Genomic DNA, 26,807 nt, shown 5'->3' with positions numbered 1-26,807 from the left:
GAGGCATACATGAACATTAAGCTACATCGTATTTATGAAAGTGATGCACCCACAGGTTACCGAGTACTGGTGGACCGATTATGGCCACGTGGAGTATCAAAAGAAGACGCCGATCTGGATGCTCACTGGAAAGAACTCACCCCCAGTGATGAACTACGTAAATGGTTTGATCACGACCCTGATAAATGGAACAGCTTTCGTAAAGAATACCTCAGCGAACTGAGTGAACATAAACAAACTGCCAAAGACTACCTAGCCGAAGTCACCCAAAAAAATGTTGTTCTGCTCTATGCAGCAAAAGACAAACAACACAGCCACGCCTATATACTAAAAGAGTATCTGGAAAAGCTGGGTTAAAATTAAAATAGACGTTATAAAGTAAAAAAATATTTAATAATTCGTCTGTGACATTCACATACTAAGGTTTTATTAGTTATATACTGTTCGTATGAAAGTATTCATTTCTCTATAAATAAAGTATCCATTCAGATTAGACTTTTATGTGAAAGCACTAATGAAGAGAATAATTATGAAGATATTTATTTGTTTAATGTATTGATGATTTACGATTCAGAAAAACAGCCAAAACAGGTTATCTAAAAGCCAAATTTTTTGAATACTCATTAAGTAATGGCTATATAACTAAGACTTTCGGAATATGACTACAAAATATTTGTGAAATAATTATCAATTTCGCAATAAAAATTTTTGTAGTTTAATTTTCCTTGTCAGGTTTTTCTTTTCTTGTATTACTTGAGTTTTGTAACTAAAACTCATGTCATTCCTTGATAATGCTTAAATTAGACGGCGTTATCAATTTTCATCAGACACCAAAATATATAATAGAGTATATATTCTATTATATATTTATAATCAATGGGTTAGGTGTTAACGTATTCTGCGCCCCTAGGTATACTGTCCCCAGTAATACACTGTAAATAAAGGACATGCTTATGGAGGAATTCATTAAACTCATCACGGCGCAGGATGCAGCCAAACTTCTCAATATTTCAGTTGGAACATTAGCTAATTGGCGCTGTAGAGGGGAAGGACCCGTACCAACAAAAATCGGTAAATCTGTTAGGTATGCACTAGAAGATATAAAGGAATTCATAGCTAAAGGACGGGTGGCATAATGTTAGTCCATGCATTAACTAATAGTCGGTTCTATAGGTTTAGATTGTTTTTTGCGTATTGGGGGTGTCTCTGATGGCAAGATTTCAATTTTCACACATAGAAACGTATGCCAGAACCGCATCCACACTTTCAAAAAGTAGTTCTGTCAAAACCTGTTATGACATCTTGGCTGAAGCGAGTCGTGTATACGAACACAGCAGGCATGTTATGTCACCATCACCACCTGAGTTACTTGATGGTATAACGACGCAAGAGCTGGCTGAAAATTTAAACCTACTTTTAGAAAATGAAGCGACAGAGGTTGTACTTGGTGGTAAGGCAAAGAAAAGAGCTGTTAGAAAAGACGCTCATGTTCTTTTAGCTGCGGTATACAGCTATCCCTCTCAAAGTCAAATGTGTGATTTGGACGAAATAAGACCTTTTTTCATGGATTGTATCGAATTCCACAGAGAGAAGTTTGGAAGCGTTCAATCTGCTGTACTACATACTGATGAGCAATACTTACATATACATGTGTATACGGTTTCAAACAATGCAAGAAAGCTCCATCCTGGTCATATTGCAAAAAAGCTGAATAAATCAGAGGCAAGCAGTATCAAATCAAGCGTGGCATATAAAAATGCAATGAGGGCATTTCAAGATGATTTTCATCAGTCAGTATCTCACAAGTATGGTCTTGAACGAATAGGTCCAATGAGAAAGCGAATTCAATCTGAACTATATCAAATTGCTAAACAAGCAAAAGCATCTGAATTAGCTGAATGGTTTGAAAACGAAACGATAAAGAAAAAGAAAAAACTTCAAGAGAAAACTGAGAGGTTAAAGCAGTTTTATGATGAAAAAAGGTTTGAAATAGAAAGTGAGTATGAGCAGTTTAAAGAAACCAATGATGTGAGCTTACAAGAATTACAAGAAAAGACTCAATTAGCCGAAACTGAATATGAAGACCTAATGAATCAAAGAGAGTTGATTTTTGACATCTTAATTAAAAATCAAGAGCTTATTTCTGAGAATGAGAACTATAAAAAACGTCTTCATGAATATGAAGAGGATTATGGTCCACGGTAAATTAAATAGTTAAATGGTTTATATAAAACAGATAACTACTTTTTCTTAATAAACGACGTGAGAAAAATCATGAGTCAAAGTATAGAAAGTCATAAAGATATCTCCCAACGGCTTCAACAACTTTTAGGGGCGGAAGCGAGAGGTGGGTGGATCTGTTTTATGGAGACTGTTGAAAAGGAGCTTCCATTTCTCATGCAGCGTGGCCGTCCCAATAAGCATCATATTGAAGCGAGCATTATTGGTGAAAAGGGGTGTACATCATGGAAAGATTATCTAAAAACTGAATTGAAGTGGAAGTACGCGACATGGAAAAATTGGAAAAAAGCCTACCAGTTATCTAAGGAATATTCATATATCAAAGATTATGGATTAGAAGTCTCTGAGCTATTGAGAGTCTCCAATAAATCTATTAACTTTCCATCATCATATGTTGACTATCAAGAGTATGTTGAAAAGTTGGAGCAAGAAAAAAGTATATCGTTATCGAAAACCAAACAGTCTCTGATGGAGGAGAACAAGAAATTAAAAGAGCACCTATTACTGTTACAAAAGAAAAATATTGAGCTTAGCAGTGAGTTGATCGGCTACACAAAAGTGCAAAATAACGCCACTTCTCAAGTTAAAGATTTAAGCAAAACTTTACCTATTAAGTCATATCCCATCGCAGATTATTGGCTCGCTGAAGTGATTCGTACACTTAGGTTAGAGTATGAAATAGTCGTAAAAAAATTTCATGAAAAATCACAGGAAGCATCAACTTTACGACGTGAGAAAGCCGAAGTCATTACGCGTTGTGAATTAATAAAACAAAGATTGAGTAAAACACTAGCAATCCCAACAGCTGACATAGAACGTTATATAGAAAGCGAGTGTATTGGAATATCGGGTTGAGTCTTATTGCATACTTATGGTCATCCGGTTAGCTACATTAACTGTATAATCTCAGGCAGGATTATTTAAAAGTAACAAGATATAAATGCCAATCTCTCCATCAGAGCTAAAGAAAATAAGAAAATCTCTATCACTCACACAGCAAGCAGCTGCTGATAGTGTTCGTGTTGAGCGACAAACATGGATAAGTTGGGAAAGAGAGCCAGAGAAGACGACACACAGAACTATCCCTGAGGGTTTACTTGAGTTATTTTTTATAAAGCATCACATTCAATATAAAGTAATTGACAAAAAAGTATACAATGTATACTATAAATAAAAAATTAAAAGGCCAACTAACGGTCTTTATTTTTGTCTATTATAGTTTACATTGTAAACTTTATATTGGAGGGATTATGAGTGGAGTACAAAGTAGTATGCTGATGGAGTATCGAGATATTGATTTGGCTTGGACAGCAGGGTTTATTGATGGTGAAGGCTGTCTGCATATAATGAAACAGAAGTACAAACTGGCGAGTACAGGTGAAATAAAGTACACCCATACTGTTAGATTACATATTGTACAAAACAATCTGGAAGTACTTGAACACATAAGAGATACCTTAGGTATTCATGCAAATATTCACAAAATTAAACGTAGCATTGAGACAAATCGTCAGTGTTACACACTTAATTACAACTCTTCACATGCCTATAAGGCAATTAAATTAATTGAACCATATTTAGTTCGAAAACGACCTGAGGCTAGAGCAATTTTAGATTTCTGGAAATTGGGCAAGTTAGAAATGCGAACAGGGCGTAAACCTTTGCCTACAGAGATTTGGGATATTCGTGAATGGTGGTATCGAAAACTGCAAAGAATGAAGTAACGTCATTGAAGTGATTTTGTCGGAACTACTATGCCTGAGGATAGGTTAGAAGCATAGTGGTTCAATATGAACCAGAGGGATATGAAGAATATGAAGATAGGGCTTATCAGTGATATTCACAATGAGTTTATTCGTTATCAACGAGGTGAGGTCCCTAACATCTCAAACGAAAAGGGTTTTGAAGTCCTCGTCTTGGCGGGTGATATTGATTGTCAGGGCTATGGGGCGGAGTATGCTGTCAGGCAATCTGAGTTATTGGGTATACCAGTTATCTATATCTTAGGTAATCATGAGTATTACGATCAATACGATGATAAAGAACCTGTGGTGGATAAGGTAACAAAGATTATCCATGGGACTCAGGTGACCTTGCTCAATAATGCAACGGTAGATATTGGCGAGGTACGCTTTATAGGTTCAACGCTCTGGTCTGATTATCAGTTGTTCGATTCACCCGTTAGAAACAAGATGGCCAGAGACTATGCCTCAGTCAGGTTAAATGACTTTAACCATATCAAAAGACTTGAGCAGGATGAATTAACCAACATCAATGTTGAAGACGTGGTCGGCTGGCATCAAGAAGCAAGGGCCTTTATCACTGGTGAACTCAACAAAGAACCTGCTAAGAAAAAAGTTGTGGTAACGCATCACGCACCGATGGCTGATTGTTTATCCGAGAAGTTAAGGGATGAAATACTCGCTGCCTGTTATGCCAGCAATCTTGATGGACTGATAAACCAGTATTCACCTGCCGCTTGGCTTTATGGGCATGTTCATGGCAATAATTCCTTTAAAGTAAATCAAACGTTGATTCAAAGACACGCGCGTGGGTATCCAAATGTTAATGAAAAATATAAGGATAATTATAAACCGGTCTTAATTCATATATAGAGTTTGAAGTCGTAATATTTGACAATGTATCTGGAATATTTAATCAAGAAAAATCATAAGAATTGGTTTAAAGAAGATCGAGATATGTTTGTTATTTTCTGCAGTGATTAGGTTTATTGTCATAATATTTTTCAGATATTCTTAACGACAGAATGCAGAGAATAACTAATCAGTTAGTTAATAAGTAATTTCCTTCTAGGAAGTATGAATTTAAATTTATTAATTCACTTATCATATTAAGTGAATTTTGGGAGACCTCATGGACATAGAGAGAGTCTTTGCATTACATAAGTTTTTCTCCTGCCGACGTTATCCGGCGCCGTTAGATGACATTCTCGATCATTTAGACATCAGCAAAAATACCTTTCATATCGCGCGTAACTTCATGTGTGATGTATTAGGGGCACCGATAAAGAATCAAAGAGGTTTGGGGTATTTCTATGATCTGCAAGAGGATGAAACATATGAATTACCTGGACTTTGGTTTAGCGGAAAGGAGATTGTTTCTCTCGCCATATTGGAACAGTTAAACGAAACGCTTCAGCCTGAAGTTATCAAACAACTATTGCAGCCGATTTCAGAGCGGCTCAAACAACTGCTACAAAAGCAGAATATCACCCAGCAAGACTGGCAAAACCGGATTAAGGTTGCCAGCCAATGGCAACGACTTTGTGAACCCGAGCATTTTGCCAATGTGGCACATGCACTGCTTACCCGGCAACAACTTGAAATTGACTATTGGCACTGGCGAACAGGTGCCACCAACAAACGTATTATCAGCCCACAACGTCTGATTTATTACCGTGATAACTGGTACCTCGATGCATGGTGTCATCAAAAACAGGCATTACGTACCTTTCTGCTAGATGCCATTCGTCAGGCTAATCAGCTTGAACTTACTGCGGTAAGTATTGAGGCCAAACAGCTCGATGCCCATGTTATGCCTGGTTATGGCATTTTTTCCGGACAAGTGCAGGGTATAGCTCAACTAAAATTTTCTGCAAAAATTTCCAGACGCGTCAGCCGTGAAAGCTGGCATCCTAATCAACTCAGTGAGTGGACTGATGCCGGAGAGTACCTGTTGTCAATCTCATATAGTGATACCCGTGAACTGGTGCGAGACATACTGCATTTTGGCAGTGATATTGAAGTGCTTACGCCCGAAACACTTCGACATGAAATAAAACATGAACTGGAAATAACATTAAAAAAATATGTGTAAGTCTCAGGATTTAGGACTTAAGCCTGAGAAGATGGCAATATCAAAATTGGAAATATAATTGTGACTGACATACCTGCTTATTTTCGTTATTGGGGCAAAGCCAAAAAAGATCCTGAACAATCAGGCCCAGCCTACCACTTGTTGCCTTATCATTGTCTGGATGTAGCGGCGGTGGGATTTTGGCTGTTAGAGCCCGATAAAGAACTCTGCCAACGCTTGGCTTCACGGTTGTCTCTATCGCCAGAATGGCTACAGCAATTTTTTGTATTCTGTTTAATGCTTCATGACCTCGGGAAATTTTTGAGAGGATTTCAAGGTTTGGTTCCTCATATGTCACCCAAATTGGTAGAGCCTGACTCACGCTGTGATTATCTGGTGCGTCATGATGCATTGGGGATTGGTTTGTGGATAAAAGTACTTGAAAAACAGCTTGAAGATCTGATTTCTAAACATGAGCTTTCTTTGCTGAGGCCTTGGCTTGAGATTGTTTTTGGGCATCATGGGCAACCACTGGAAACTAGCAAGGCCAAAAAGGCTGTACGCAGCCATAGTCTGGAAGAGGATGAAATAGCAGCAGAAGCGTTTGTTCGAGCAGTTATCAACGAATGGATGCCTGATCTAGAACCTCTTGAAGTCATAGATAAAAGTAGCTTTAAACTCGCTTCGTGGCAGTTGGCTGGGGTTGCTGTTTTAGCTGACTGGTTAGGCTCGGATCAACAACATTTTCTCTATAGCGATACGGAAACCTCACTAACAACATACTGGCAATCGGTGGCTCTTCCATCTGCTGAACAGGCATTGGCATCGGCTGCCTTTTTACCCAAAAGCATTCGTCCCTTTAATTCAATAACCGATCAATTTGATTTTATTACTTCGCCGACACCGCTACAGAACTATGCGCAGACAGTTGCATTAGAAGCGGAACCGCAGCTGTTTATTTTAGAAGATGTGACTGGTGCGGGGAAAACAGAAGCCGCAATGGTTCTTGTGCATCGGTTGATGGCTCAGGGGGTAGCAAAAGGGCTTTATGTTGGCTTGCCGACTATGGCAACTGCCAATGCTATGTATGAACGTTTATCAAAAAGCTACCAGTCATTGTATGGTGACGAAGTGTTACCTTCAATCGTCTTGGCTCATGGGGCCAGCAAGCAGTCGGAAGCATTTCAGCAGAGCATCAACTTGAGTGAACAACTGACAGATAAGCAGTACGACCACGACGATGTATCTGCCAGTGCATATTGTAATCAGTGGCTGGCGGACAGTCGTAAGAAAGCACTGCTGTCAGATGTTGGAGTTGGCACAATTGATCAAGCATTATTAGGTGTTTTGCCGGCTCGACATCAATCTCTGCGATTATTGGGATTGGCCGATAAAGTATTACTGGTTGATGAAGTTCATGCTTTTGATCCATACATGCAGCGATTATTGGAATCTTTGATTCAAGCTCATGCTGCTCAGGGTGGATGCACTATTTTATTATCTGCAACATTGCCATTTTCATCTCGCCAGCGTTTTGTTCAAGCCTTTCAGTTGGGTGGAGGCTGGAATATCAATGAACAGAGGCTTCCGGTTATTCAAGAAAAAGATGCCTATCCTTTAGTTACACAAGTTAGGCAAGGAGTTATCAAAGAAGAAGCCGTTGAAACACGCCAGTCTGTTTGCCGAACAGTAAAGATGAGCAGACTACCTGATGAAAATGAGGTAATGGAGAAAATCAAAACTGCAGTGGAGCAGGGACAATGTGTCTGTTGGATAAGAAATACAGTCAAAGATGCCCGTGAAAGCTACCAGAGATTAACGGATGAAGAATGGCTTGCCAAGGATAAGCTGACACTATTCCACAGTCGTTATGCCATGATTGATCGGCAAGCTATTGAACGGGATGTGTTAGCACGGTTTGGGAAAGAGTCAGCTCAAGTAGAACGGGACGGCCAAGTGTTAATCGCAACTCAGGTGGTTGAGCAAAGTCTTGATTTGGATTTTGATGTCATGATTACCGATTTGGCTCCCATTGATTTGATTATACAGCGTGCGGGTCGTTTACAAAGGCACACTCGTGATAGCACTGGCAATGTAATCAGTGGCTCTGAACAACGTGCTACACCTTGTTTGTATGTGTTATCATCCGATCCCGAGTTGGTGGAAAATTCACAATGGCTCACGCAGACCCTTCCAGGAACGGCATATGTTTACCCAGATATTGGTAAGTTGTGGCGGAGTATTTTGCAGTTGCAAAAACGAGGTAGTTTTACCATGCCAACTGATGCCAGAGATTTGATCGAGTCAGTATATGGGATAGATGCTGTTGATATTCCTGAAAATCTAGAGCACGCCTCAATGGAAGCTTTCGCTGAACAGAAAGTTCAGCGAAGTATGGGGGAATTTAACCTGCTTTGTATGGAGCGTGGCTATAGCTACAAAAGTGCAGCTCACAACAGTGGCTGGGATGAGGATATTCATATACCCACTCGCTTAGGTGCAGAGACAGTGGATGTTGTGTTGGTAAAAGAAGTGGAGGGCAAGTTACAACCCTATGCAGATAGCGGTGCTTATCTCTGGGCGCTGAGCCAAATCAAAATACCTAAAGCTGAGTGGAAAAAGGCTGAAAAGCTGATTTCCCCTGAATGGAAGCAAAGGATAGATACGCTTAAAGAGCAGGTGTCGGCGCTAAAGTGGCTAGAAATCTGGCCATTGGTAGCTGAATTGCAGTCTGTTTATGATGAAAAAGATGGTTGGAATTTTGGGAAGGAGGCGTTATGAACTTGATTGAAGATGCATGGATACCTGTTGTTCGACAGGATGGCACAAAAGAAAAAATTGCACCGTGGCAAATAGTTGAAATCGATAATCCGGTTATTGATATTGTCGCTCCACGAGCTGATTTTTATGGCGCGATGTACCAGCTCTTAATCGGCTTGTTGCAAACAATTCTCCCCCCTATTGATGAAGATGAATGGTTTCAGTATTCGGTAAGCCCTTCGAGTGAAGATGAAGTAAAGGAAAAATTTGGAAGGTTTTCGGGTGCTTTTGAGTTCAGTAAAAAATCAGGTCCTAGATTCTTACAAGATTTTGATTCGTTGGGTGGAGAGCTAAAAGGTGTTGCCTCGTTATTGATCGAAGCTCCAGGAGGAAAGACATTAAAAGACAATCTCGATCATTTTGTAAAAGGTGGGCAAGTTGAAAAAATCTGCGAATCTTGTGCTGCCATTGCGTTATTTACCTTGCAAACAAATGCCCCCTCCGGTGGTGTTGGGCATCGTGTGGGGTTAAGGGGTGGTGGGCCGATGACTACCTTGGTGATGCCTCAATCAGACCACGCTACTCTTTGGCAAAAGCTGTGGCTTAACATCCTGCCACAAGAGGACTTTTCTTCGGCTTCGAATGGATTGAATTCGTTGATATTCCCTTGGCTGGCACCTACCCGAATTTCTGATAAAACTGGTGTTAATACAACACCAGAGGACGTTAACCCTTTGCAAATGTACTGGGGAATGCCTCGTCGTATTCGTTTTGATTTCGATAACTTACAGACAGGATGTTGCGATATATGTGGCGAAAAAAACGAACATTTGCTTAGTCATTTCGAAACGAAAAACTATGGCATTAACTATGAAGGACCCTGGGTGCATCCGCTTACACCTTATCGCATTGATCCAGAAAACAAAGAACCACCTTTAAGCCTGAAAGGTCAGCAAGGTGGCTTGGGGTATCGCCACTGGTTAGGTTTTGTCTGGCAGGATGACAGTAATGGTGACAGGGCGGCAAGAGTGATACGTTCCTTTAACGAAGAAAAAATTGAGCTGCTTCAATATCAAGGAAAAGACGTTATAGATGTGGCTCGTCTGTGGTGCTTTGGCTACGACATGGACAACATGAAAGCACGTTGTTGGTATGAGCAGAAGATGCCACTTATTTATGTTGATAAAGACTATCGTGAGGAATTTGTAGGCTTTGTACAGAGTATGGTTCAGAGCGCCAAGGAGGTGGTTTCTACATTGCGTGGTCAGATAAAACAAGCCTGGTTTTCCCGGCCTAAAGACGCCAAAGGCGATACCTCAATGATTGATTATGATTTTTGGCAGGCAACAGAGGCGGACTTTTACAAGCAACTTTATGTGTTGTCTGCTCAACCAGCTCATACCCGTTTTATGCCGCCGGATGTGGCAAAGCAGTGGGTTAATAAGATAAGGAACGCGGCATTTGAGGTTTTTGACTACTGGGTTATGGAAGGCGATACAGAAGATATGGATATGAAACGGATTACTCGGGCCCGTACAGATTTGAATAAAAAACTCTACTCAATAAAGTCTTTGAAATCATTAGATCAGTCAGCCGTGATGAAGGATAAGGAGGTGGCCAATGGCTAACAGGCGTTATATTAGTGAAGCAGATGCAGAAAAATTAAAAAGCTGGTGGTCGTGGTTGGATGAAAATCGTGGAGATCGAGCGTCTTTGCGGAGGGCTGAAAACCCCGATGATATTTTACTAACGCCTGCTTTTGCCCATTTTTTACAGCAAATGCCCTCACGTTGGACTGCTGGCGAAGCGGTCTTGCCCATAACAGATGCAGCCATGGTGGCTGCTGTCCTCTCGCGGGTAAAAAATCTAGATGACAGCAAGTCCTTTGCAAAAGCACTGGCATCCCCTAAAGAGGACGGTTCAAAAGCTGTTATGTCAGAACTGCGTTTTCAGCAGTTGCAAAAAAGCCGCACCCCAGAAGATTTTTTTCGTCGGGTTTGTCGTGCTGTTGCCTTATTAAATGGCAAGGCCAATATTGCCGACCTGGCAGATTCGATTCTGCATTGGTTACATGAATTCCGTACCGCACCAGCTAGTAAACCTCAACAACGCCTGGCAGTGAAATGGGCCAGCGAATATTACTCAGTCTATAAAGATTAACTGTATCAAGGAGCACGATAATGAGCCGTTTTCTTCAATTACATTTGTTAACTTCTTACCCACCTGCCAATCTGAACCGTGATGATATGGGCCGTCCAAAAACGGCAAAGATGGGTGGCACAGATCGCTTACGGGTGTCGTCACAAAGTCTGAAACGCAACTGGCGAACATCTGAGCTGTTTCAGTCTGCCTTAGACGGACACTTGGGTACGCGTTCAAAAATATTGGGCATTAAGATCTATGAAAAGCTAATCGGGGCTGATATTGCAGAGAAGAAAGCACGTCAATGGGCTCAAGAAATTTCTGGTCAATTCGGAAAGATGAAAAAAGCTGATAAGAGTGACCCTAATGCAGATCTTGAAATAGAGCAACTGGTTCATATCAGTTTGTCAGAACAGCAAGCGATTGATGACTTAGTCGCTACCTTGATCACCGAAGAGCGTGAACCCACTAAAGATGAACTAGAGTTACTACGAAAAGATGATATGGCGGTGGATATCGCTTTGTTTGGCAGAATGTTGGCATCTAAACCTGCCTTTAATGTTGATGCTGCTTGCCAAGTAGCACATGCGATTTCTGTTCACCCTGTTGTGATTGAAGATGACTATTTCACCGCTGTTGATGATTTAAACGATCACAGTGAAGATGCTGGCGCCGCCCATATTGGTGAAACGGGGTTTGCGGCTGGCCTGTTCTATTCCTATATTTGCATCAACAAAGAACAATTGGTTGAGAACCTGAATGGTAATGAGGTATTGGCTAATAAGGCAATTGCTGCATTGACTGAAGCTGCTGTAAAAGTTGCACCGGAAGGAAAACAAAATAGTTTTGCCAGTCGGGCTTACGCTTCCTATGTATTGGCTGAAAAGGGCGATCAGCAACCACGATCGTTATCAGTGGCTTATCTGAAACCTGTTAGTAAAAATGCTGAAGATTATGGTGACGAAGCGATTAAAGCTTTGAAAAAACAATGTGATAATTTCGATACCGTCTATGGTGATTGCGCAGATGCTCGTTACCAGATGAATGTCCCAGAAGGCAAAGGGAGTTTAAAAGAGTTACTTGCTTTTATTTCCGAGTAAGGAGACCGCTATGGGATATTTGGTCTTCAGGTTGTATGGCGCTATGGCGAGTTGGGGGGAGATTGCTGTTGGTGAAATGCGACATAGCAGCAATTATCCCAGCAAGTCGGCTATTGTTGGTTTACTCGGAGCGGCTCTTGGTCTTCGGCGAGAAGATGATGATGCACATATGAATCTGACGAATACGTATCAGCAAGCTGTTAAGGTGCTGAGTGCTGGACGGTTGTTGAAAGACTACCATACGGCGCAAGCGCCAGATTCTGTTGGTAAATTTCATTATCGAACTCGACGTGATGAAATCGTAACCGGACATGAACGTTTGGGGACCGTATTATCCACACGTGAATATTACGTTGATGCTCAAGCCGTGGTGGCAATACGAGCAAATGAACAGGCTAAGTGGGCGCTGACTGAACTACAGCAGGCTTTGTGTAAGCCCAAGTTTCACCTTTATTTGGGCCGTAAATCATGCCCATTGGCGGCGCCGCTAGATCCAAAAACTATTGAAGCAGATGGTTTTTTGCAGGCGCTGGAAAACTATGCAGTTCAACCACTGCTTTATAGCTCACCAGATAAACCTATTCCAGAATGGATGAGCGAAACGCGTTGGTTACCACAGGACTCCTTATCTCGCTATTACTGGGAAGGAAATATCAGTGATTTTGCCAAAGATGAGGGTGGTTTTTCAAAACAACAAGTACAGCAATTAACGCGTCATGATAAGCCGTTATCCCGTCAACGCTGGCAATTCCAACAACGTAAAGAATATTGCTGGATGAATGATGCCAATTTGGCTAAGGAGGCCTGATGTATCTTTCCAAAATCGCCTTGAATCCATCGATAGCACAGAAATCACAACTCGGATTGATTCTAAAAGATCGTAGTTACGGAATGCACCGTCTGTTATGGGATTTATTTGAACAAGGAGAGCGCTTCTTATTTCGTGAAGAAAGCCAGAGAGAGCAATTGAGCGCGCCACGTAATCTTCCGCTTTACTATGTACTTTCAAAATCTGAACCAAAGCATGATTCACTGATATTTACTATTGAGTCAAAGCAGTTTCAGCCGTGTTTGTCTGACGGCGATCAATTGGCTTTTCGCTTACGAGCGAACCCAACGGTATCGAAACCTCTGGAGGGGAAAAAGAACTCTGTTCGTCATGATGTGGTGATGAATGCACAGTCAGAGTGGTTAAAAAAAGCGAATGAAAGTCGTGGCTTATCCATTGATGGGAAAAAAGGAGAACTGAAAAAGCGCTTGCTTACACATCAGGATTTTGTTGATACAAAAGGAATGAAGTATCTCGATGAGGCGCTAAAAAACGAAATGGATAATGCGGCAAAACATTGGTTATCAAGTCGTGGTGAAAATATGGGGTTTGTGCTTTCTGGAAAAAGTCTACAAGCAAGCAGTTACCGCTGGAATGCTCTTCCTGAAAAAGGACGACATGCTGGGTTTAGTAGTATGGATTACGAAGGTATTTTAACTGTCAGTGATCCCGATAGGTTTATTGAGCAACTTTATACCGGGTTTGGTCCGGCTAAAGCCTTTGGCTGCGGCTTGATGCTCATTCGTCGTGTATAAAATGGATGCGAATTTTTACTCAAGGACGAATAGATGAAACCTAAGCTAACAGTTCTGGAGTGGAATGTTGCCACTCTCACCAAAGATGGCATCGAATATGTCTGTATTACCGATATCGCTCGATACAAAAACAGTGAAAGAACAGATGACCTCATTCGTAATTGGCTAGGGAATCGCAATACCATCGAATTTTTGGGGATATGGGAGCAACTGAACAACCCAAATTTTAAACCCGTCGAATTCGACGGGTTTAGAAAGGAAGCTGGGTTAAATAGTGTTACATTAACTCCCAAACAATGGCGAGAATCTAATCCAGATACAAAAGGCAATATGCGTGAGCACGCTAATGTGCATCAGTTGGTGTGTTTGGCCAGTTTGGAGTCGTTGAATGCCCATATTATCGAGCAGAAAAAGGGGCAGTCTGAACGTCTTGTCAGACTGAATGAAGTAGCGATCCGGCAGATGCAGATTCTATTGTCGAATGAAAATGCCCCGATGCTTCAAGGGGATAGTAACGATGGCTGACCCATCTTCCTATCTTCCATTGAAGCCGATCCCGATGAAAGATCGGGTTTCTATGATTTTTCTTCAATATGGCAAGGTTGATATTAAGGATGGCGCCTTTGTTTTGATAGATAAAAACGGTGTTCGTACGCATATTCCCGTTGGCGGGATCGCATGCATCATGCTCGAACCGGGAACGCGTGTTTCACATGCTGCAGTCCGTTTAGCAGCTCAGGTTGGTACGTTATTAGTTTGGGTCGGAGAGGCAGGTGTGCGGTTATATGCTTCCGGGCAACCTGGTGGCGCGCGTTCTGACCGTTTGCTGTATCAGGCAAAACTGGCGTTAGATGATAGTTTGCGGCTTAAAGTCGTTCGAAAAATGTATGAGTTACGCTTTGGTGAAGCCCCGCCGCAACGCAGGAGTATTGAACAATTACGGGGTATAGAAGGTGCACGAGTTCGTAATACTTATAAACTATTGGCGAAACAGTACGGTGTTAAATGGCATGGTCGTCGTTATGATCCAAAAGATTGGGAAGCGGGCGATGTGGTTAACCAATGTTTGAGTGCTGCCACAGCCTGTTTATACGGTATTACCGAAGCAGCGGTGCTAGCCGCAGGTTATGCGCCAGCAGTAGGCTTTATTCATACTGGTAAGCCACTTTCCTTTGTTTACGATATCGCTGATATTTTTAAGTTCGATAATGTGGTCCCATTGGCGTTTCGAATCGCATCCCAAAACCCGACGCAACCAGATAAACAGGTCAGGCTTGCATGTCGTGATTTATTCCGAGAACAGAAAGTCCTCAGAAAGATTATTCCGCTTATTGAAGAGGTGCTTGCTGCAGGTGAAATTTCGCCGCCTGAACCAGCCCCTGAGTCAGTACCTCCAGCGATACCCAATGCCGAACATATTGGTGATGAAGGTCATAGAAGTGAGTAAACAATGGCTATGACAGTCGTTGTCACTGAAAACATTCCTCCTAGACTGCGAGGGCGACTTGCTGTTTGGCTTTTGCAAGTCAGAGCTGGGGTTTACGTTGGTGATGTTTCCAGACGAATTAGAGAAATGATCTGGCAACAGTGTGAAGTGTTTTGTGATGAAGGCAATATCGTTATGGCATGGGCCACCAATACCGAATCAGGGTTTGATTTTCAAACGCTAGGACAAAATAGACGAATACCTATAGAAATGGATGGCTTAAGACTGGTTTCTTTTTTGCCCGTGGATGAAAAAGACGCTCTTTAACAAAATGGAAAATAAAACTATTTCAGTTGGTAGAAAATAAATTGTAGAAATTTATTTGGTAAATCAATTGTGTACAATAAGTGTGTTCCCCGTGCCCACGGGGATGAACCGTTATCCAGGTACGGGCTGGCTGTTTTCCCATCGTGTTCCCCGTGCCCACGGGGATGAACCGGTTGCTGATCCGGATAGTAGTAGTAATGACAGGTGTTCCCCGTGCCCACGGGGATGAACCGGACATTGAAAAACTAACGTTTCCGGATGGTATGTGTTCCCCGTGCCCACGGGGATGAACCGATCAGTGTAAGAATCTTACGGTACTAACTTACGTGTTCCCCGTGCCCACGGGGATGAACCGGCGTCATCATTCTCTCGAATGGTGCTGAGATTGTGTTCCCCGTGCCCACGGGGATGAACCGCTCAGGCACCGATCGTACTTCGGTGAGCTTGAGTGTTCCCCGTGCCCACGGGGATGAACCGTATCAACCCACACCAGAAAACCCCAACGCCACGTGTTCCCCGTGCCCACGGGGATGAACCGTTACCTGGTCCTTTTGATTGTGCTACTTGCTCGTGTTCCCCGTGCCCACGGGGATGAACCGATGCTGTCATTCAAACTGCATCGACTGCTAAAGTGTTCCCCGTGCCCACGGGGATGAACCGAAACGGTTCAAGCTTCCTATTTACTTTCAGGTGTGTTCCCCGTGCCCACGGGGATGAACCGGCAATACCTACACATCCGTGGCAGATGCCTGCGTGTTCCCCGTGCCCACGGGGATGAACCGGCGAGGACTCTAACCAGACTGAGCTACACACAGTGTTCCCCGTGCCCACGGGGATGAACCGTGTTTGCCTGCTTCGTAAGAAATACGGAATATGTGTTCCCCGTGCCCACGGGGATGAACCGGCCATGCGGCATAACTTGTTTTGGCGTTTTCACGTGTTCCCCGTGCCCACGGGGATGAACCGACCAAACCATCATCTTAGGTGAGTTCGTCGAGGTGTTCCCCGTGCCCACGGGGATGAACCGACAAGGGTGACCAGTGACGGTTCTATTCAAACGTGTTCCCCGTGCCCACGGGGATGAACCGTCTTTACCAATGGGTTTGGCACGCCTGTTCGCGTGTTCCCCGTGCCCACGGGGATGAACCGTTGTGAGTTTCGTTCTCGACGAACTCACCTAAGTGTTCCCCGTGCCCACGGGGATGAACCGCCATTAACATCGTTTACATCTAATGCATCCAAGTGTTCCCCGTGCCCACGGGGATGAACCGGTCGACGCCACCTTCTGAGTTATCTTCGGCTCGTGTTCCCCGTGCCCACGGGGATGAACCGACGAAACACTCAAACTCATCCTGGATACATTCGTGTTCCCCGTGCCCACGGGGATGAACCGTAACAAAAGACATTCGATAACAGCTTTCGGGGGTGTTCCCCGTGCCCACGGGGATGAACCGCCTTCTGGCTTGAGTTGTCCATGTGTGTAAACGTGTTCCCCGTGCCCACGGGGATGAACCGCCTGTTCTATCCCTTATGGTCTATGATTCAAAGTGTTCCCCGTGCCCACGGGGATGAACCGGTCAATAGGCAATTACAAGTAAATAGGTATAGGTGTTCCCCGTGCCCACGGGGATGAACCGAATCAGAGCTTGCTGATATTCGTCAAAAAGTAGTGTTCCCCGTGCCCACGGGGATGAACCGGTTTCTGTCTGTGTTGGCAATCCATTCATCAAGTGTTCCCCGTGCCCACGGGGATGAACCGCAAAATGAACTCAGCCCCATTGCTATTGACACGTGTTCCCCGTGCCCACGGGGATGAACCGCGCCTTTTCATAGCTTGAGTGTTTATAAGTTGGTGTTCCCCGTGCCCACGGGGATGAACCGGCGGATATCTGAATACACCGATAATTGTAGACGTGTTCCCCGTGCCCACGGGGATGAACCGGCAGTTTCCGTGGCGTAGTGTTTCAAACGAATGTGTTCCCCGTGCCCACGGGGATGAACCGCAGACGCAATTCAATACCAAGCTATATTAGAGGTGTTCCCCGTGCCCACGGGGATGAACCGGACTATTAAAGAGTCCCAAAAACGGAACAGTAGTGTTCCCCGTGCCCACGGGGATGAACCGGTGTCGTATCGAGAGGTGTGACGGGAAAATCGGTGTTCCCCGTGCCCACGGGGATGAACCGCTTGGATATTCTGCAAACGAAGTTATTGATATGTGTTCCCCGTGCCCACGGGGATGAACCGGATGCTCTTATTGGTGAAATTGGTATCAGCTTGTGTTCCCCGTGCCCACGGGGATGAACCGCTTCCCTCGTCTACATCAACAGCGTTCCAGGTGTGTTCCCCGTGCCCACGGGGATGAACCGAGGATACCGTCGGTTCAACAATTCCTTATTGGGTGTTCCCCGTGCCCACGGGGATGAACCGACTGCTAAACGCGATGAATGCTATGCGTGATGGTGTTCCCCGTGCCCACGGGGATGAACCGAAAATCATAGCCGGTGTTATTGGAGGCCTCATGTGTTCCCCGTGCCCACGGGGATGAACCGCCGTTACGCTCAGCCCAGATAGATGCAATATCGTGTTCCCCGTGCCCACGGGGATGAACCGACTGTGAAATTCGACCGAACAATCATCGTTTCGTGTTCCCCGTGCCCACGGGGATGAACCGTTAAAAACAGAGTGGAAACGCATCGGTCGAAGGTGTTCCCCGTGCCCACGGGGATGAACCGCGCATCTTCATAGGCTTGTTTTTTGCCCATAGGTGTTCCCCGTGCCCACGGGGATGAACCGGCGACTACGACCTTGACCAATGGCTTGATTGGGTGTTCCCCGTGCCCACGGGGATGAACCGTTTTTATTACATATTTCCATTGTTTCCGATATGTGTTCCCCGTGCCCACGGGGATGAACCGTGGTTAGGGAGATTCAGGCTGAGGCTGTTGATGTGTTCCCCGTGCCCACGGGGATGAACCGGAGAGGGGACACCTCCATTCTGTGAATATGCCGTGTTCCCCGTGCCCACGGGGATGAACCGATTCCGACGGAACAACAACCGTCTATTCTGAAGTGTTCCCCGTGCCCACGGGGATGAACCGTTCTGTGGCGAGGCTTTTACCATCGACCATGAGTGTTCCCCGTGCCCACGGGGATGAACCGGAGTGTGCATTAGGCTTCTCCTTTGATGTATTGTGTTCCCCGTGCCCAAGGGGATGAACCGTCCATTTATTGACGCCTAAATGGTAGCGATTTGTGTTCCCCGTACCCACGGGGATGAACCGACATTATCAGAGTTGAGGATTATGAGTGATGAGTGTTCCCCGTGCCTACGGGGGTGAACCGGTGCCACAAGGCAAAACTTAATAAGAGGATTTGTGTTCCCCGTACCCACGGGGATTAAGCTGCAATCAAGTTCTATATAGCTCTGACGATGTATTGGTACATCGAGAATAAGTCTACAAATGCATTTAAAAAGAATGAAAAAATAGTTAATGGTTATATTTATTGCGTGTTGCGCAATGAGGTATTTTTATGAAATAATTATTACATGATTAAAAGTTTTAAACATAAAGGTCTAAAAAAATTTTTCCTAACAGGTAGCGTTGTTGGGATTCAACCAAACCACTCAGCAAGGTTGCGAGATATACTTGCATTTCTTGATACTGCTGATTGTATAGAAGATATGGACTTGCCCGGTTATCACCTGCACCCGTTAAAAGGGGATAGAGCAGGGGAACATTCAATAACGGTTTCCGGTAATTGGCGAATTGTTTTTGAGTTTATCGACGGTGACGCTTATTTAGTTAATTATGAGGATTATCACTAATGACTTTACAACAATTTAACCCACCCCATGTTGGCGAATTGATCCAACGTACATATATTGATCCCTTCGATAAGGTATCTGCAAATAAAATTGCTGAAGCTTTAAAAGTAAGCCCCAGTACATTCAATAGACTGTTGAACGGTAAGTCTGACTTATCACCAGAAATGGCTGTCAGACTTTCGATTGTGTTAGGGCGTAGTGCAAAAAGCTGGATGAGACTACAGGAAAACTATGATTTGTGGCAGGCTAGTCTAAAAGTAGACACAAAACAGCTCAAAAAATTTGATTTTGAAGTGTTGGCAGAAGCAATCTAAAGAGTGATTAAATGTTATCTGGTTTAAATCTGACTTATGCTCCGTGCCTATGGGAATAAACCTAAGTTAACGACTATCGATGACCTCTTCTTATGACTTTGGGAGTTAGAGCTTTCTGTATGGGGTTATGTTAATTAAGTGCGGATTATCTTTCATCACTTTAAAAAATGAACTCTGAGACTGGGAACAGTGGTGATGACATGTGCCAGTGTATGGAAAAATGTAGGTTAATAATTGCTTATGTTAGTGGAAGCCCTCACTCCTGATGTGCCAGGCGGGCAGCGAATTAGATACCATCAGAGCACATTCTCGTATCTTTACGCCAAAAGATAGACTATCGTCTTTAAGGTGGTTATGGTACAGATTACAGCTAATAATTTGTAAATAATTGCGCAATACCTGAGTGCCTTGCTTCACTGTAGATAACTGGCAATCACTGTAAGAAGTTACACCTGAGTTACACTGAAACAAAAAAGCCTCAGAGCATGAAACTCTGAGGCTTTATATTCTTTGGCTCCCCGAGCTGGACTCGAACCAGCGACCCAATGATTAACAGTCATTTGCTCTACCAACTGAGCTATCGGGGAACAGAAAGATGGCTATTCTAGTGGCTTGACCTGTGTAGGTCAAGCCTAAATTTGAATAATTTTTTACGCAATAAATTCGGCGATACGAATCAGTGCGTTACGAAGATTCTCTTCGCTGGTGGCGATCGACAGACGAATATGATTTTTCAATCCGAACGCAGAACCAGGGACAACAGCCACGCCTTTTTCAACCAATAAGGCTTCAGCAAAGTCCATGTCATCGTTCAATTCTGGCTTGTTTTCCAGTACACCAGCGATACTTGGGAAGACATAAAACGTGCCGTCAGTTTCTAATGAATCAACACCAGGCATTTTGTTCAATTCAGCCACAACGAAATCGTGACGTTTTTTGAATTCGGTCAGCATGGTTTTGATGCATGACTGATCGCCATTCAGTGCTTCCACAGCAGCTGCCTGAGAAATAGATGCTGGGTTAGAAGTACTTTGGGATTGTACTTTTTTCATTGCAGCAATCAGTGGGGCAGGACCTGCAGCATAACCAATACGCCAGCCCGTCATTGAGTAGGCTTTTGATACACCATTCATGACCAATGTTCTGTCATATAAGTCTGGACAGGCATTCAAAATATTGCAGAAAGGTTCATCTGCCCAGTAGATATGTTCGTACATATCGTCAGTGGCAATAAGAATGTTTGGATGTTTACGTAATACGTCGCCTAGTGCTTCAAGCTCTTTTAGGCTGTAAGCCATCCCGGTTGGGTTAGAGGGGCTGTTGATAACGAACAGTTTTGTTTTATCTGTAATAGCAGCTTCTAATTGCTCAGGTGTGATTTTGAACTGGTTTTCCTGACCTGCTTCGATAATAACCGGTACACCGTCAGCAAGCAGGGTCATATCAGGGTATGATACCCAGTATGGTGCTGGAATGATGACTTCATCGCCCGCTTCAATAAAGGCTTGGGCCAGGTTGAAAAAGCTTTGCTTTCCACCGACGGAAACTAAGACTTGATTCGCGGCATACTCGAGCCCATTATCTCTTGAGAACTTTTTGATGATGGCTTCTTTCAAATCTGCTGTGCCATCGACAGGCGTGTATTTTGTTTTGCCGCTGTGGATAGCCTCAATAGCAGCTTGTTTGATGTGTTCAGGTGTATCGAAGTCGGGTTCGCCTGCACCCAGACCAATAACATCTTTGCCTTCGGCTCTCAGCGCAGCAGCACGTGCTGTGATAGCCAAAGTCGGAGACGGTTTGATGTTTTGAACACGTTGGGAGAGCTTGATAGTCAAAATCTTTCCTTCATTTAACACGGTAAATTGATAAATATCTCAATAATATACGCCAAACATAATCGATGCTAAAGACGTATGAGTAAACATTTTCAGCTAGTCAGCGAATTTTCTCCCGCCGGAGATCAGCCAACCGCAATCAAGACTTTGATTGAGGGCTTGGAAAACGGTGAAATGTGGCAAACCCTGCTTGGGGTAACGGGTTCAGGTAAAACGTTCACCATTGCGAATGTTGCGCAAGCACTGGGCAGGCCGATGATGATTTTGGCGCCTAATAAGACCTTGGCCGCGCAACTTTATAGTGAGATGAAAGATTTCTTTCCCAATAATGCGGTGGAATATTTTGTCTCCTACTACGACTATTATCAGCCTGAAGCGTATGTGCCTTCCTCTGATACTTTTATAGATAAAGATGCGTCGGTAAACGAGCAGATTGAACAAATGCGTTTGTCGGCAACCAAAGCCATGCTGGAAAGACGGGATGCGATTATTGTATCGAGTGTGTCCTGTATCTATGGCCTGGGTGAAAAAGATGCTTACCTGGAAATGGTGTTACATCTGGTTCAGGGCGACGTTATCAGTCAGCGGGATATATTAAGAAGATTGACGGAACTGCAGTACAGCCGAAATGATGTTGAGCTTCACCGTGGTACTTATCGCGTAAGAGGCGAGGTGATTGATATCTTCCCGGCAGAATCTGAACGTGATGCCGTCAGAGTGGAATTATTCGATGATGAAGTGGAGCAGATCAGCTACTTCGATCCGCTGACTGGTGAAATCCTGCAGAGGATGAGCCGAATTACTATTTATCCCAAAACTCACTATGTCACGCCGCGCGATAACTTATTAAAAGCCGTCGATGCCATCAAAGAAGAGTTAAAAGAACGACTCGAACATCTCAATGCTGACAATAAGCTGGTCGAAGCACAACGTTTAGAACAACGCACTCGCTTTGATATCGAGATGTTGCTGGAGCTGGGGTATTGCAACGGCATCGAAAACTATTCCAGACATTTGTCAGGACGCGGTCCTGGTGAGGCGCCGCCGACTTTATTTGATTACCTGCCTGATGATGCGATTCTGGTCATTGATGAAAGTCACGTGATGGTGCCTCAGATTGGTGCTATGTATAAAGGTGACCGTTCCAGAAAAGAGACATTGGTCAATTATGGTTTCCGTTTGCCTTCAGCACTTGATAACCGACCGTTGATGTTTGAAGAGTGGGAAAAATTAGCACCACAAACCATCTTTGTATCAGCCACACCCGGCAAATATGAAAATGAACATTCCAGCACCATTGTCGAGCAAGTGGTCAGGCCGACAGGGCTTGTGGATCCACAAGTGGAAATTCGTCCGGTGGGGACGCAAGTTGATGATGTTTTATCAGAGATTAATAAGCGTGCAGCGGTGGGGGAGCGGGTATTAATTACTACGCTAACGAAACGTATGGCTGAAGACCTGACAGAGTATCTGCGTGAGCACAATGTCAAAGTGCGTTATCTGCATTCTGATATAGATACTGTTGAACGGGTTGAGATTATTCGTGATTTAAGACTGGGTGAGTTTGATGTGCTTATTGGCATTAACTTGTTACGAGAAGGTCTGGACATTCCTGAAGTCTCATTAGTCGCGATACTGGATGCAGATAAAGAAGGTTTCCTACGTAGTGACCGCTCTCTTATTCAGACAATTGGTCGTGCTGCCAGAAATTTAAATGGTAGAGCGATTTTGTATGCCGATGAAATAACAGGTTCGATGCGGCGGGCTATTGATGAAACGGACCGTCGACGTGAAAAACAAATTGCCTTTAACGAAGAACATGGCATCACACCGCAAGGCATCAAAAAATCGATCAGAATGGGCATGGACGATGCGATGTCCAAACCGGCTAATGACAGACATGCTACAGAAGTCGCTGAAGAGCAGGCCAAGTATGCCTCACTGACGCCTCAGCAATTGGCTAAACGTATTCAGCAGATTGAAAACGCCATGTATAAACATGCGCAAAACCTTGAATTTGAAGAAGCTGCCAAGCTCCGTGATGACTTGGAACATTTGCGGAAGGTGGCACTGGGCCCGGCTGTGATTTAAAGGGCTTGCAATCTGTCGTTAGCTGCGTATAATTTCGCAGCTTCACGGCAGGCACGTAGCTCAGTTGGTTAGAGCACCACCTTGACATGGTGGGGGTCGGTGGTTCGAATCCACTCGTGCCTACCAGCATATTCAAAAGCGCTTAGGCGCTTTTTTGGTTTTTAAGGCCCTTTGTATCGGCCACAACCAGGATTTCATATGATTTCAGTAACACTTCCCGATGGCTCCCAACGCCAATTTGATCATCCCGTTTCTATCCATGATGTTGCCGCTGATATTGGTACTGGCCTAGCTCGTGCTGCATTAGCTGGTAAAGTCGATGGGAAATTGGTGGATACCTCATTTGTCATTGATCATGATGCCGAGATCGCCATTATCACTGAGCGTGATGAAGAAGGGCTGGATGTGATTCGTCACTCGACATCACACTTGATGGCTCAGGCGGTAAAACAGCTTTATCCTGAAGCTCAAGTCACCATCGGACCTGTCATTGAAGATGGCTTCTATTATGACTTTTCATATAAAGAAGCATTTACACCGGATGATTTAGACAAAATCCAAAAACGTATGGAAGAGATTGTGAAGCAAGATCTTCCTGTGGTTCGTGAAGAAATTTCTCGTGATGCGGGTATCGAACTATTCCGCGAGATGGGTGAAGTCTATAAAGCTGAAATCCTCGAAGACATTCCTCAAGGTGAGACTCTATCGGTTTATCGCCAAGGTGATTTTGTCGATTTATGCCGTGGCCCGCACGTGCCGAGCACCGGTAAGCTAAAAGCGTTTAAGTTGATGAAATTGGCGGGTGCCTACTGGCGTGGTAATTCTGATAATGAAATGTTACAGCGTGTTTATGGTACAGCCTGGCAAGATAAAAAAGCGCTGAAAGCGTATTTACATCGTCTTGAAGAAGCTGAAAAACGCGACCATCGTAAAATCGCCAAGAACCTCGACTTATTCCATTTGCAGGAAGAAGCAACGGGCATGATCTTCTGGCACGATAATGGCTGGCGTATCTATCGCGTCGTTGAAAACTATATTCGCGATGTATTACGTGATAACGGTTATCAGGAAGTGCGTACACCTCAGGTTGTTGATCGCACTTTATGGGAAAAGTCCGGTCACTGGGATAAGTTTGGTGACATGATTTTCACTACACATTCTGAAAATCGTGACTATGCCGTCAAACCAATGAACTGTCCTTGTCATATTCAGATTTTTAATCAGGGGCTGAAAAGTTACAGAGACTTACCTTTGCGCATGGCGGAGTTTGGTTCATGTCATCGTAACGAGCCATCTGGCACATTGCATGGTCTGATGCGTTTGCGCGGATTTACACAAGATGATGCGCATATCTTCTGTACTGAAGATCAAATTCAATCAGAAGTAGCTACTTTTATTGAGCTATTACATGAGGTCTATGCTGACTTCGGATTTAATGAAATTATCGTTAAATTATCGACTCGCCCTGAAAACAGAGTAGGCAGTGATGAGGTATGGGACAAAGCTGAACATGCATTAGAACAGGCATTAAATGCTGCCGGTCTTGACTGGGATTTACAACCGGGCGAAGGCGCATTTTATGGTCCGAAGATTGAGTTCTCTTTAAAAGATTGTCTCGGTCGTGTGTGGCAATGCGGTACTATTCAGGTGGATTTCTCAATGCCAGGACGTCTGGATGCGGCGTATGTCGCGGATGATGGCAGTAAACAAGTTCCGGTTATGCTGCATCGTGCCATCCTTGGGTCTTTAGAAAGATTCATCGGCATCCTAATAGAAGAGTATGCTGGCGCCTTCCCAACATGGCTCGCACCCAAGCAAGTTGTGGTAATGGGAATCAGTGATAAACAATCTGAATACGTCAGAAATATCACCAACAATTTGCAGAAACAAGGATTTAGAGTCGATTCGGACTTGAGAAACGAGAAGATTGGCTTTAAAATACGCGAGCACACTTTACGTCGTGTACCATATCTGATTGTTGTGGGTGAACGTGAAGCAGAAAATAATGCCGTGGCAGTACGCACTCGAAAAGGCGAAGACCTAGGTGCAATGCAACTTGAGGACTTTGTTGGCTTGCTACAGAAAGATGTTGCGAGTCGCGGTCGAATAATTATAGAGGATTAGAACATCGCTACAGATCAAAAAAGGCTGAATGGAGAAATCACAGCCAAAGAAGTACGATTAACAGATTCTAATGGTGAGCAAGTGGGCATCGTTACGCTGAAAGAAGCGTTGGAACGAGCCGAACAAGCTGATCTGGATTTGGTGGAAATCGCACCACAAGCGACTCCACCAGTATGCCGTATCATGGATTACGGCAAGTTTTTGTTTGAAGAAGGCAAGCAGAAAGCGCTAGCTAAGAAAAAACAGAAACAAATTCAGGTGAAGGAAGTTAAATTCCGACCTGGAACAGAAGAAGGGGATTATCAGGTAAAACTACGCAACCTGATACGTTTCCTAGAAAGCGGAAATAAAGCTAAAGTCAGTCTCAGATTTCGTGGACGTGAAATGGCACATCAGGACTTAGGTCTGAAGTTACTTGAAAGAGTCGCTGAAGATTTAAAAGAACTGTCAAATGTCGAACAGCGCCCTAAGAAAGAAGGACGTCAAATGACAATGGTTTTAGCTCCGGTCAGTAAAAAATAACTACATAAACTTTCAATGCGGAGTTGTTAATTCAATGCCTAAATTAAAAAACCATAGTGGTGCTGCTAAACGTTTTAAACGTACTGGTAGCGGAAAATTCAAGCGCTCACAAGCTTTCACTAGTCATATCCTGACCAAGAAAAGCACTAAGCGTAAACGTCAATTACGTTCTACTCTGACAATCTGTAAAGCAGATCACATGTCAGTTCGTAAGATGTTGCCAAACCTGTAATTGAGGGAGTTTTCTAATGCCTAGAGTAAAACGCGGCGTCACAGCACGTGCTCGCCATAAAAAAGTTCTTGATAAAGCTAAAGGGTATTACGGTCGCCGTAAGAATGTATACCGTGTAGCTGTCCAAGCTGTTACAAAAGCAGGTCAATATGCTTATCGTGACCGTCGTCAGAAAAAACGTAATTTCCGTACTTTGTGGATTGCGCGTATCAATGCTGCTGCACGTGAGTGTGGAATGTCTTACAGCAGAATGATCGATGGTCTGAAAAAAGCCTCTATCGAAATCGATCGTAAAGTGTTGGCCGATATCGCTGTACATGACGAAGCTGCATTTGCTGCACTTGCAGAAAAAGCGAAAGCTGCACTGGCAAACTAAATCGTTGGTTTATTGATTAAACCTACGTGTTTGCATGTAAGTAGAAAAGGGCCGCCAAAACGGCCCTTTTTTGTTTCTGAATATTGTT

At 43.8% G+C, this 26,807-nt stretch carries 25 protein-coding genes, 2 tRNA genes and 1 CRISPR repeat array; of the genes, 25 read left to right on the top strand and 2 right to left on the bottom strand.

What is annotated here, in order from left to right; translation table 11 throughout:
* The first annotated feature begins 9 nt into the window (after positions 1-9).
* From MAMP_RS08505 to MAMP_RS08415, 19 genes are all read left to right on the top strand, one after another.
* Positions 10-357, top strand: coding sequence for a DUF488 domain-containing protein (locus MAMP_RS08505; RefSeq protein WP_007145612.1), 348 nt, complete (start codon positions 10-12; stop codon positions 355-357).
* Between the two features lie 596 nt (positions 358-953).
* Positions 954-1,136 carry a helix-turn-helix domain-containing protein gene (locus MAMP_RS08500; protein WP_007145611.1) on the top strand — a complete coding sequence of 61 codons (183 nt, stop codon included), beginning with the start codon at positions 954-956 and terminating at the stop codon, positions 1,134-1,136.
* Between the two features lie 73 nt (positions 1,137-1,209).
* Entirely contained in the window at positions 1,210-2,205 is a 996-nt protein-coding gene (locus MAMP_RS15690; protein WP_007145610.1) for a plasmid recombination protein, read from the top strand.
* 69 nt (positions 2,206-2,274) lie between these two features.
* Positions 2,275-3,096 (top strand): hypothetical protein, encoded by an 822-nt coding sequence (locus MAMP_RS08490; RefSeq protein WP_040576249.1) that lies wholly within the window; start codon positions 2,275-2,277, stop codon positions 3,094-3,096.
* A gap of 85 nt (positions 3,097-3,181) precedes the next feature.
* Positions 3,182-3,415 carry a hypothetical protein gene (locus tag MAMP_RS08485; RefSeq protein WP_040576248.1) on the top strand — a complete coding sequence of 78 codons (234 nt, stop codon included), beginning with the start codon at positions 3,182-3,184 and terminating at the stop codon, positions 3,413-3,415.
* Between the two features lie 76 nt (positions 3,416-3,491).
* Entirely contained in the window at positions 3,492-3,965 is a 474-nt protein-coding gene (locus tag MAMP_RS08480) for an LAGLIDADG family homing endonuclease (protein ID WP_050797525.1), read from the top strand.
* A gap of 81 nt (positions 3,966-4,046) precedes the next feature.
* Complete coding sequence (locus MAMP_RS15685; protein ID WP_158005164.1) at positions 4,047-4,856, top strand: metallophosphoesterase; 810 nt, start codon at positions 4,047-4,049, stop codon at positions 4,854-4,856.
* A 259-nt stretch (positions 4,857-5,115) separates the two neighbouring features.
* Complete coding sequence (locus MAMP_RS08470; protein ID WP_007145606.1) at positions 5,116-6,078, top strand: helix-turn-helix transcriptional regulator; 963 nt, start codon at positions 5,116-5,118, stop codon at positions 6,076-6,078.
* Between the two features lie 60 nt (positions 6,079-6,138).
* Positions 6,139-8,838, top strand: a complete 2,700-nt coding sequence (locus MAMP_RS08465) for a CRISPR-associated helicase/endonuclease Cas3 (RefSeq protein ID WP_007145605.1) — start codon at positions 6,139-6,141, stop codon at positions 8,836-8,838.
* Positions 8,835-10,445, top strand: a complete 1,611-nt coding sequence (gene casA, locus MAMP_RS08460; protein WP_007145604.1) for a type I-E CRISPR-associated protein Cse1/CasA — start codon at positions 8,835-8,837, stop codon at positions 10,443-10,445. The genes MAMP_RS08465 and casA overlap by 4 nt, the downstream gene beginning before the upstream one ends.
* Positions 10,438-10,977, top strand: coding sequence for a type I-E CRISPR-associated protein Cse2/CasB (gene casB, locus MAMP_RS08455; RefSeq protein WP_007145603.1), 540 nt, complete (start codon positions 10,438-10,440; stop codon positions 10,975-10,977). The genes casA and casB overlap by 8 nt, the downstream gene beginning before the upstream one ends.
* A 20-nt stretch (positions 10,978-10,997) precedes the next feature.
* On the top strand, positions 10,998-12,059 hold the full coding sequence (cas7e, locus tag MAMP_RS08450) for a type I-E CRISPR-associated protein Cas7/Cse4/CasC (protein WP_007145602.1): 1,062 nt from the start codon (positions 10,998-11,000) through the stop codon (positions 12,057-12,059).
* Between the two features lie 10 nt (positions 12,060-12,069).
* On the top strand, positions 12,070-12,867 hold the full coding sequence (gene cas5e, locus MAMP_RS08445; protein WP_007145601.1) for a type I-E CRISPR-associated protein Cas5/CasD: 798 nt from the start codon (positions 12,070-12,072) through the stop codon (positions 12,865-12,867).
* Positions 12,867-13,643 carry a type I-E CRISPR-associated protein Cas6/Cse3/CasE gene (gene cas6e / locus MAMP_RS08440; RefSeq protein ID WP_007145600.1) on the top strand — a complete coding sequence of 259 codons (777 nt, stop codon included), beginning with the start codon at positions 12,867-12,869 and terminating at the stop codon, positions 13,641-13,643. The genes cas5e and cas6e overlap by 1 nt, the downstream gene beginning before the upstream one ends.
* A 33-nt stretch (positions 13,644-13,676) precedes the next feature.
* Entirely contained in the window at positions 13,677-14,168 is a 492-nt protein-coding gene (locus tag MAMP_RS08435; RefSeq protein WP_007145599.1) for a KilA-N domain-containing protein, read from the top strand.
* Entirely contained in the window at positions 14,161-15,090 is a 930-nt protein-coding gene (gene cas1e, locus MAMP_RS08430; protein WP_040576247.1) for a type I-E CRISPR-associated endonuclease Cas1e, read from the top strand. Before MAMP_RS08435 ends, cas1e begins: the two co-directional genes overlap by 8 nt.
* Positions 15,091-15,093: 3 nt before the next feature.
* A complete protein-coding gene (gene cas2e / locus MAMP_RS08425) occupies positions 15,094-15,396 on the top strand; it encodes a type I-E CRISPR-associated endoribonuclease Cas2e (protein ID WP_040576246.1) in 303 nt (100 codons plus the stop codon).
* A gap of 82 nt (positions 15,397-15,478) precedes the next feature.
* Positions 15,479-18,802: a CRISPR direct-repeat array (repeat unit 29 nt; unit sequence GTGTTCCCCGTGCCCACGGGGATGAACCG).
* Between the two features lie 144 nt (positions 18,803-18,946).
* Positions 18,947-19,225: a type II toxin-antitoxin system RelE/ParE family toxin gene (locus MAMP_RS08420; RefSeq protein ID WP_007145595.1), complete on the top strand. Its 279-nt coding sequence runs from the start codon at positions 18,947-18,949 to the stop codon at positions 19,223-19,225.
* Complete coding sequence (locus MAMP_RS08415) at positions 19,225-19,539, top strand: HigA family addiction module antitoxin (RefSeq protein WP_007145594.1); 315 nt, start codon at positions 19,225-19,227, stop codon at positions 19,537-19,539. Before MAMP_RS08420 ends, MAMP_RS08415 begins: the two co-directional genes overlap by 1 nt.
* Before the next feature lie 511 nt (positions 19,540-20,050).
* Here the strand turns inward: MAMP_RS08415 and MAMP_RS08410 are convergent.
* Together MAMP_RS08410 and MAMP_RS08405 are read right to left on the bottom strand one after the other, a co-directional pair.
* Positions 20,051-20,126 (bottom strand) — tRNA-Asn (locus MAMP_RS08410).
* A 63-nt stretch (positions 20,127-20,189) separates the two neighbouring features.
* Complete coding sequence (locus MAMP_RS08405; RefSeq protein WP_007145593.1) at positions 20,190-21,374, bottom strand: pyridoxal phosphate-dependent aminotransferase; 1,185 nt, start codon at positions 21,372-21,374, stop codon at positions 20,190-20,192.
* A 78-nt stretch (positions 21,375-21,452) separates the two neighbouring features.
* Between MAMP_RS08405 and uvrB the strand changes: the two genes are divergently transcribed.
* From uvrB to rplT, 6 genes are all read left to right on the top strand, one after another.
* The gene (uvrB, locus tag MAMP_RS08400; RefSeq protein ID WP_007145592.1) at positions 21,453-23,465 is read left to right on the top strand and encodes an excinuclease ABC subunit UvrB; all 2,013 of its coding nucleotides are present in this window, start codon (positions 21,453-21,455) and stop codon (positions 23,463-23,465) included.
* A gap of 49 nt (positions 23,466-23,514) precedes the next feature.
* Positions 23,515-23,591, top strand: a tRNA-Val gene (locus MAMP_RS08395).
* A gap of 72 nt (positions 23,592-23,663) precedes the next feature.
* Positions 23,664-25,589 carry a threonine--tRNA ligase gene (thrS, locus tag MAMP_RS08390; RefSeq protein ID WP_007145591.1) on the top strand — a complete coding sequence of 642 codons (1,926 nt, stop codon included), beginning with the start codon at positions 23,664-23,666 and terminating at the stop codon, positions 25,587-25,589.
* Between the two features lie 3 nt (positions 25,590-25,592).
* Positions 25,593-26,111, top strand: a complete 519-nt coding sequence (infC, locus tag MAMP_RS16060; protein ID WP_139031853.1) for a translation initiation factor IF-3 — start codon at positions 25,593-25,595, stop codon at positions 26,109-26,111.
* Between the two features lie 34 nt (positions 26,112-26,145).
* Positions 26,146-26,343 (top strand): 50S ribosomal protein L35, encoded by a 198-nt coding sequence (gene rpmI, locus MAMP_RS08380; protein WP_007145589.1) that lies wholly within the window; start codon positions 26,146-26,148, stop codon positions 26,341-26,343.
* 16 nt (positions 26,344-26,359) lie between these two features.
* Complete coding sequence (gene rplT / locus MAMP_RS08375) at positions 26,360-26,719, top strand: 50S ribosomal protein L20 (protein WP_007145588.1); 360 nt, start codon at positions 26,360-26,362, stop codon at positions 26,717-26,719.
* Positions 26,720-26,807: the final 88 nt, after the last annotated feature.

The sequence above is a fragment of the Methylophaga thalassica MP genome (genome assembly GCF_000214595.1).
Classification (GTDB): Bacteria; Pseudomonadota; Gammaproteobacteria; order Nitrosococcales; family Methylophagaceae; genus Methylophaga; species Methylophaga thalassica.
Note: the sequence above shows the minus strand (reverse complement) of the source record. Positions and strands in the feature narration are given on the sequence as shown.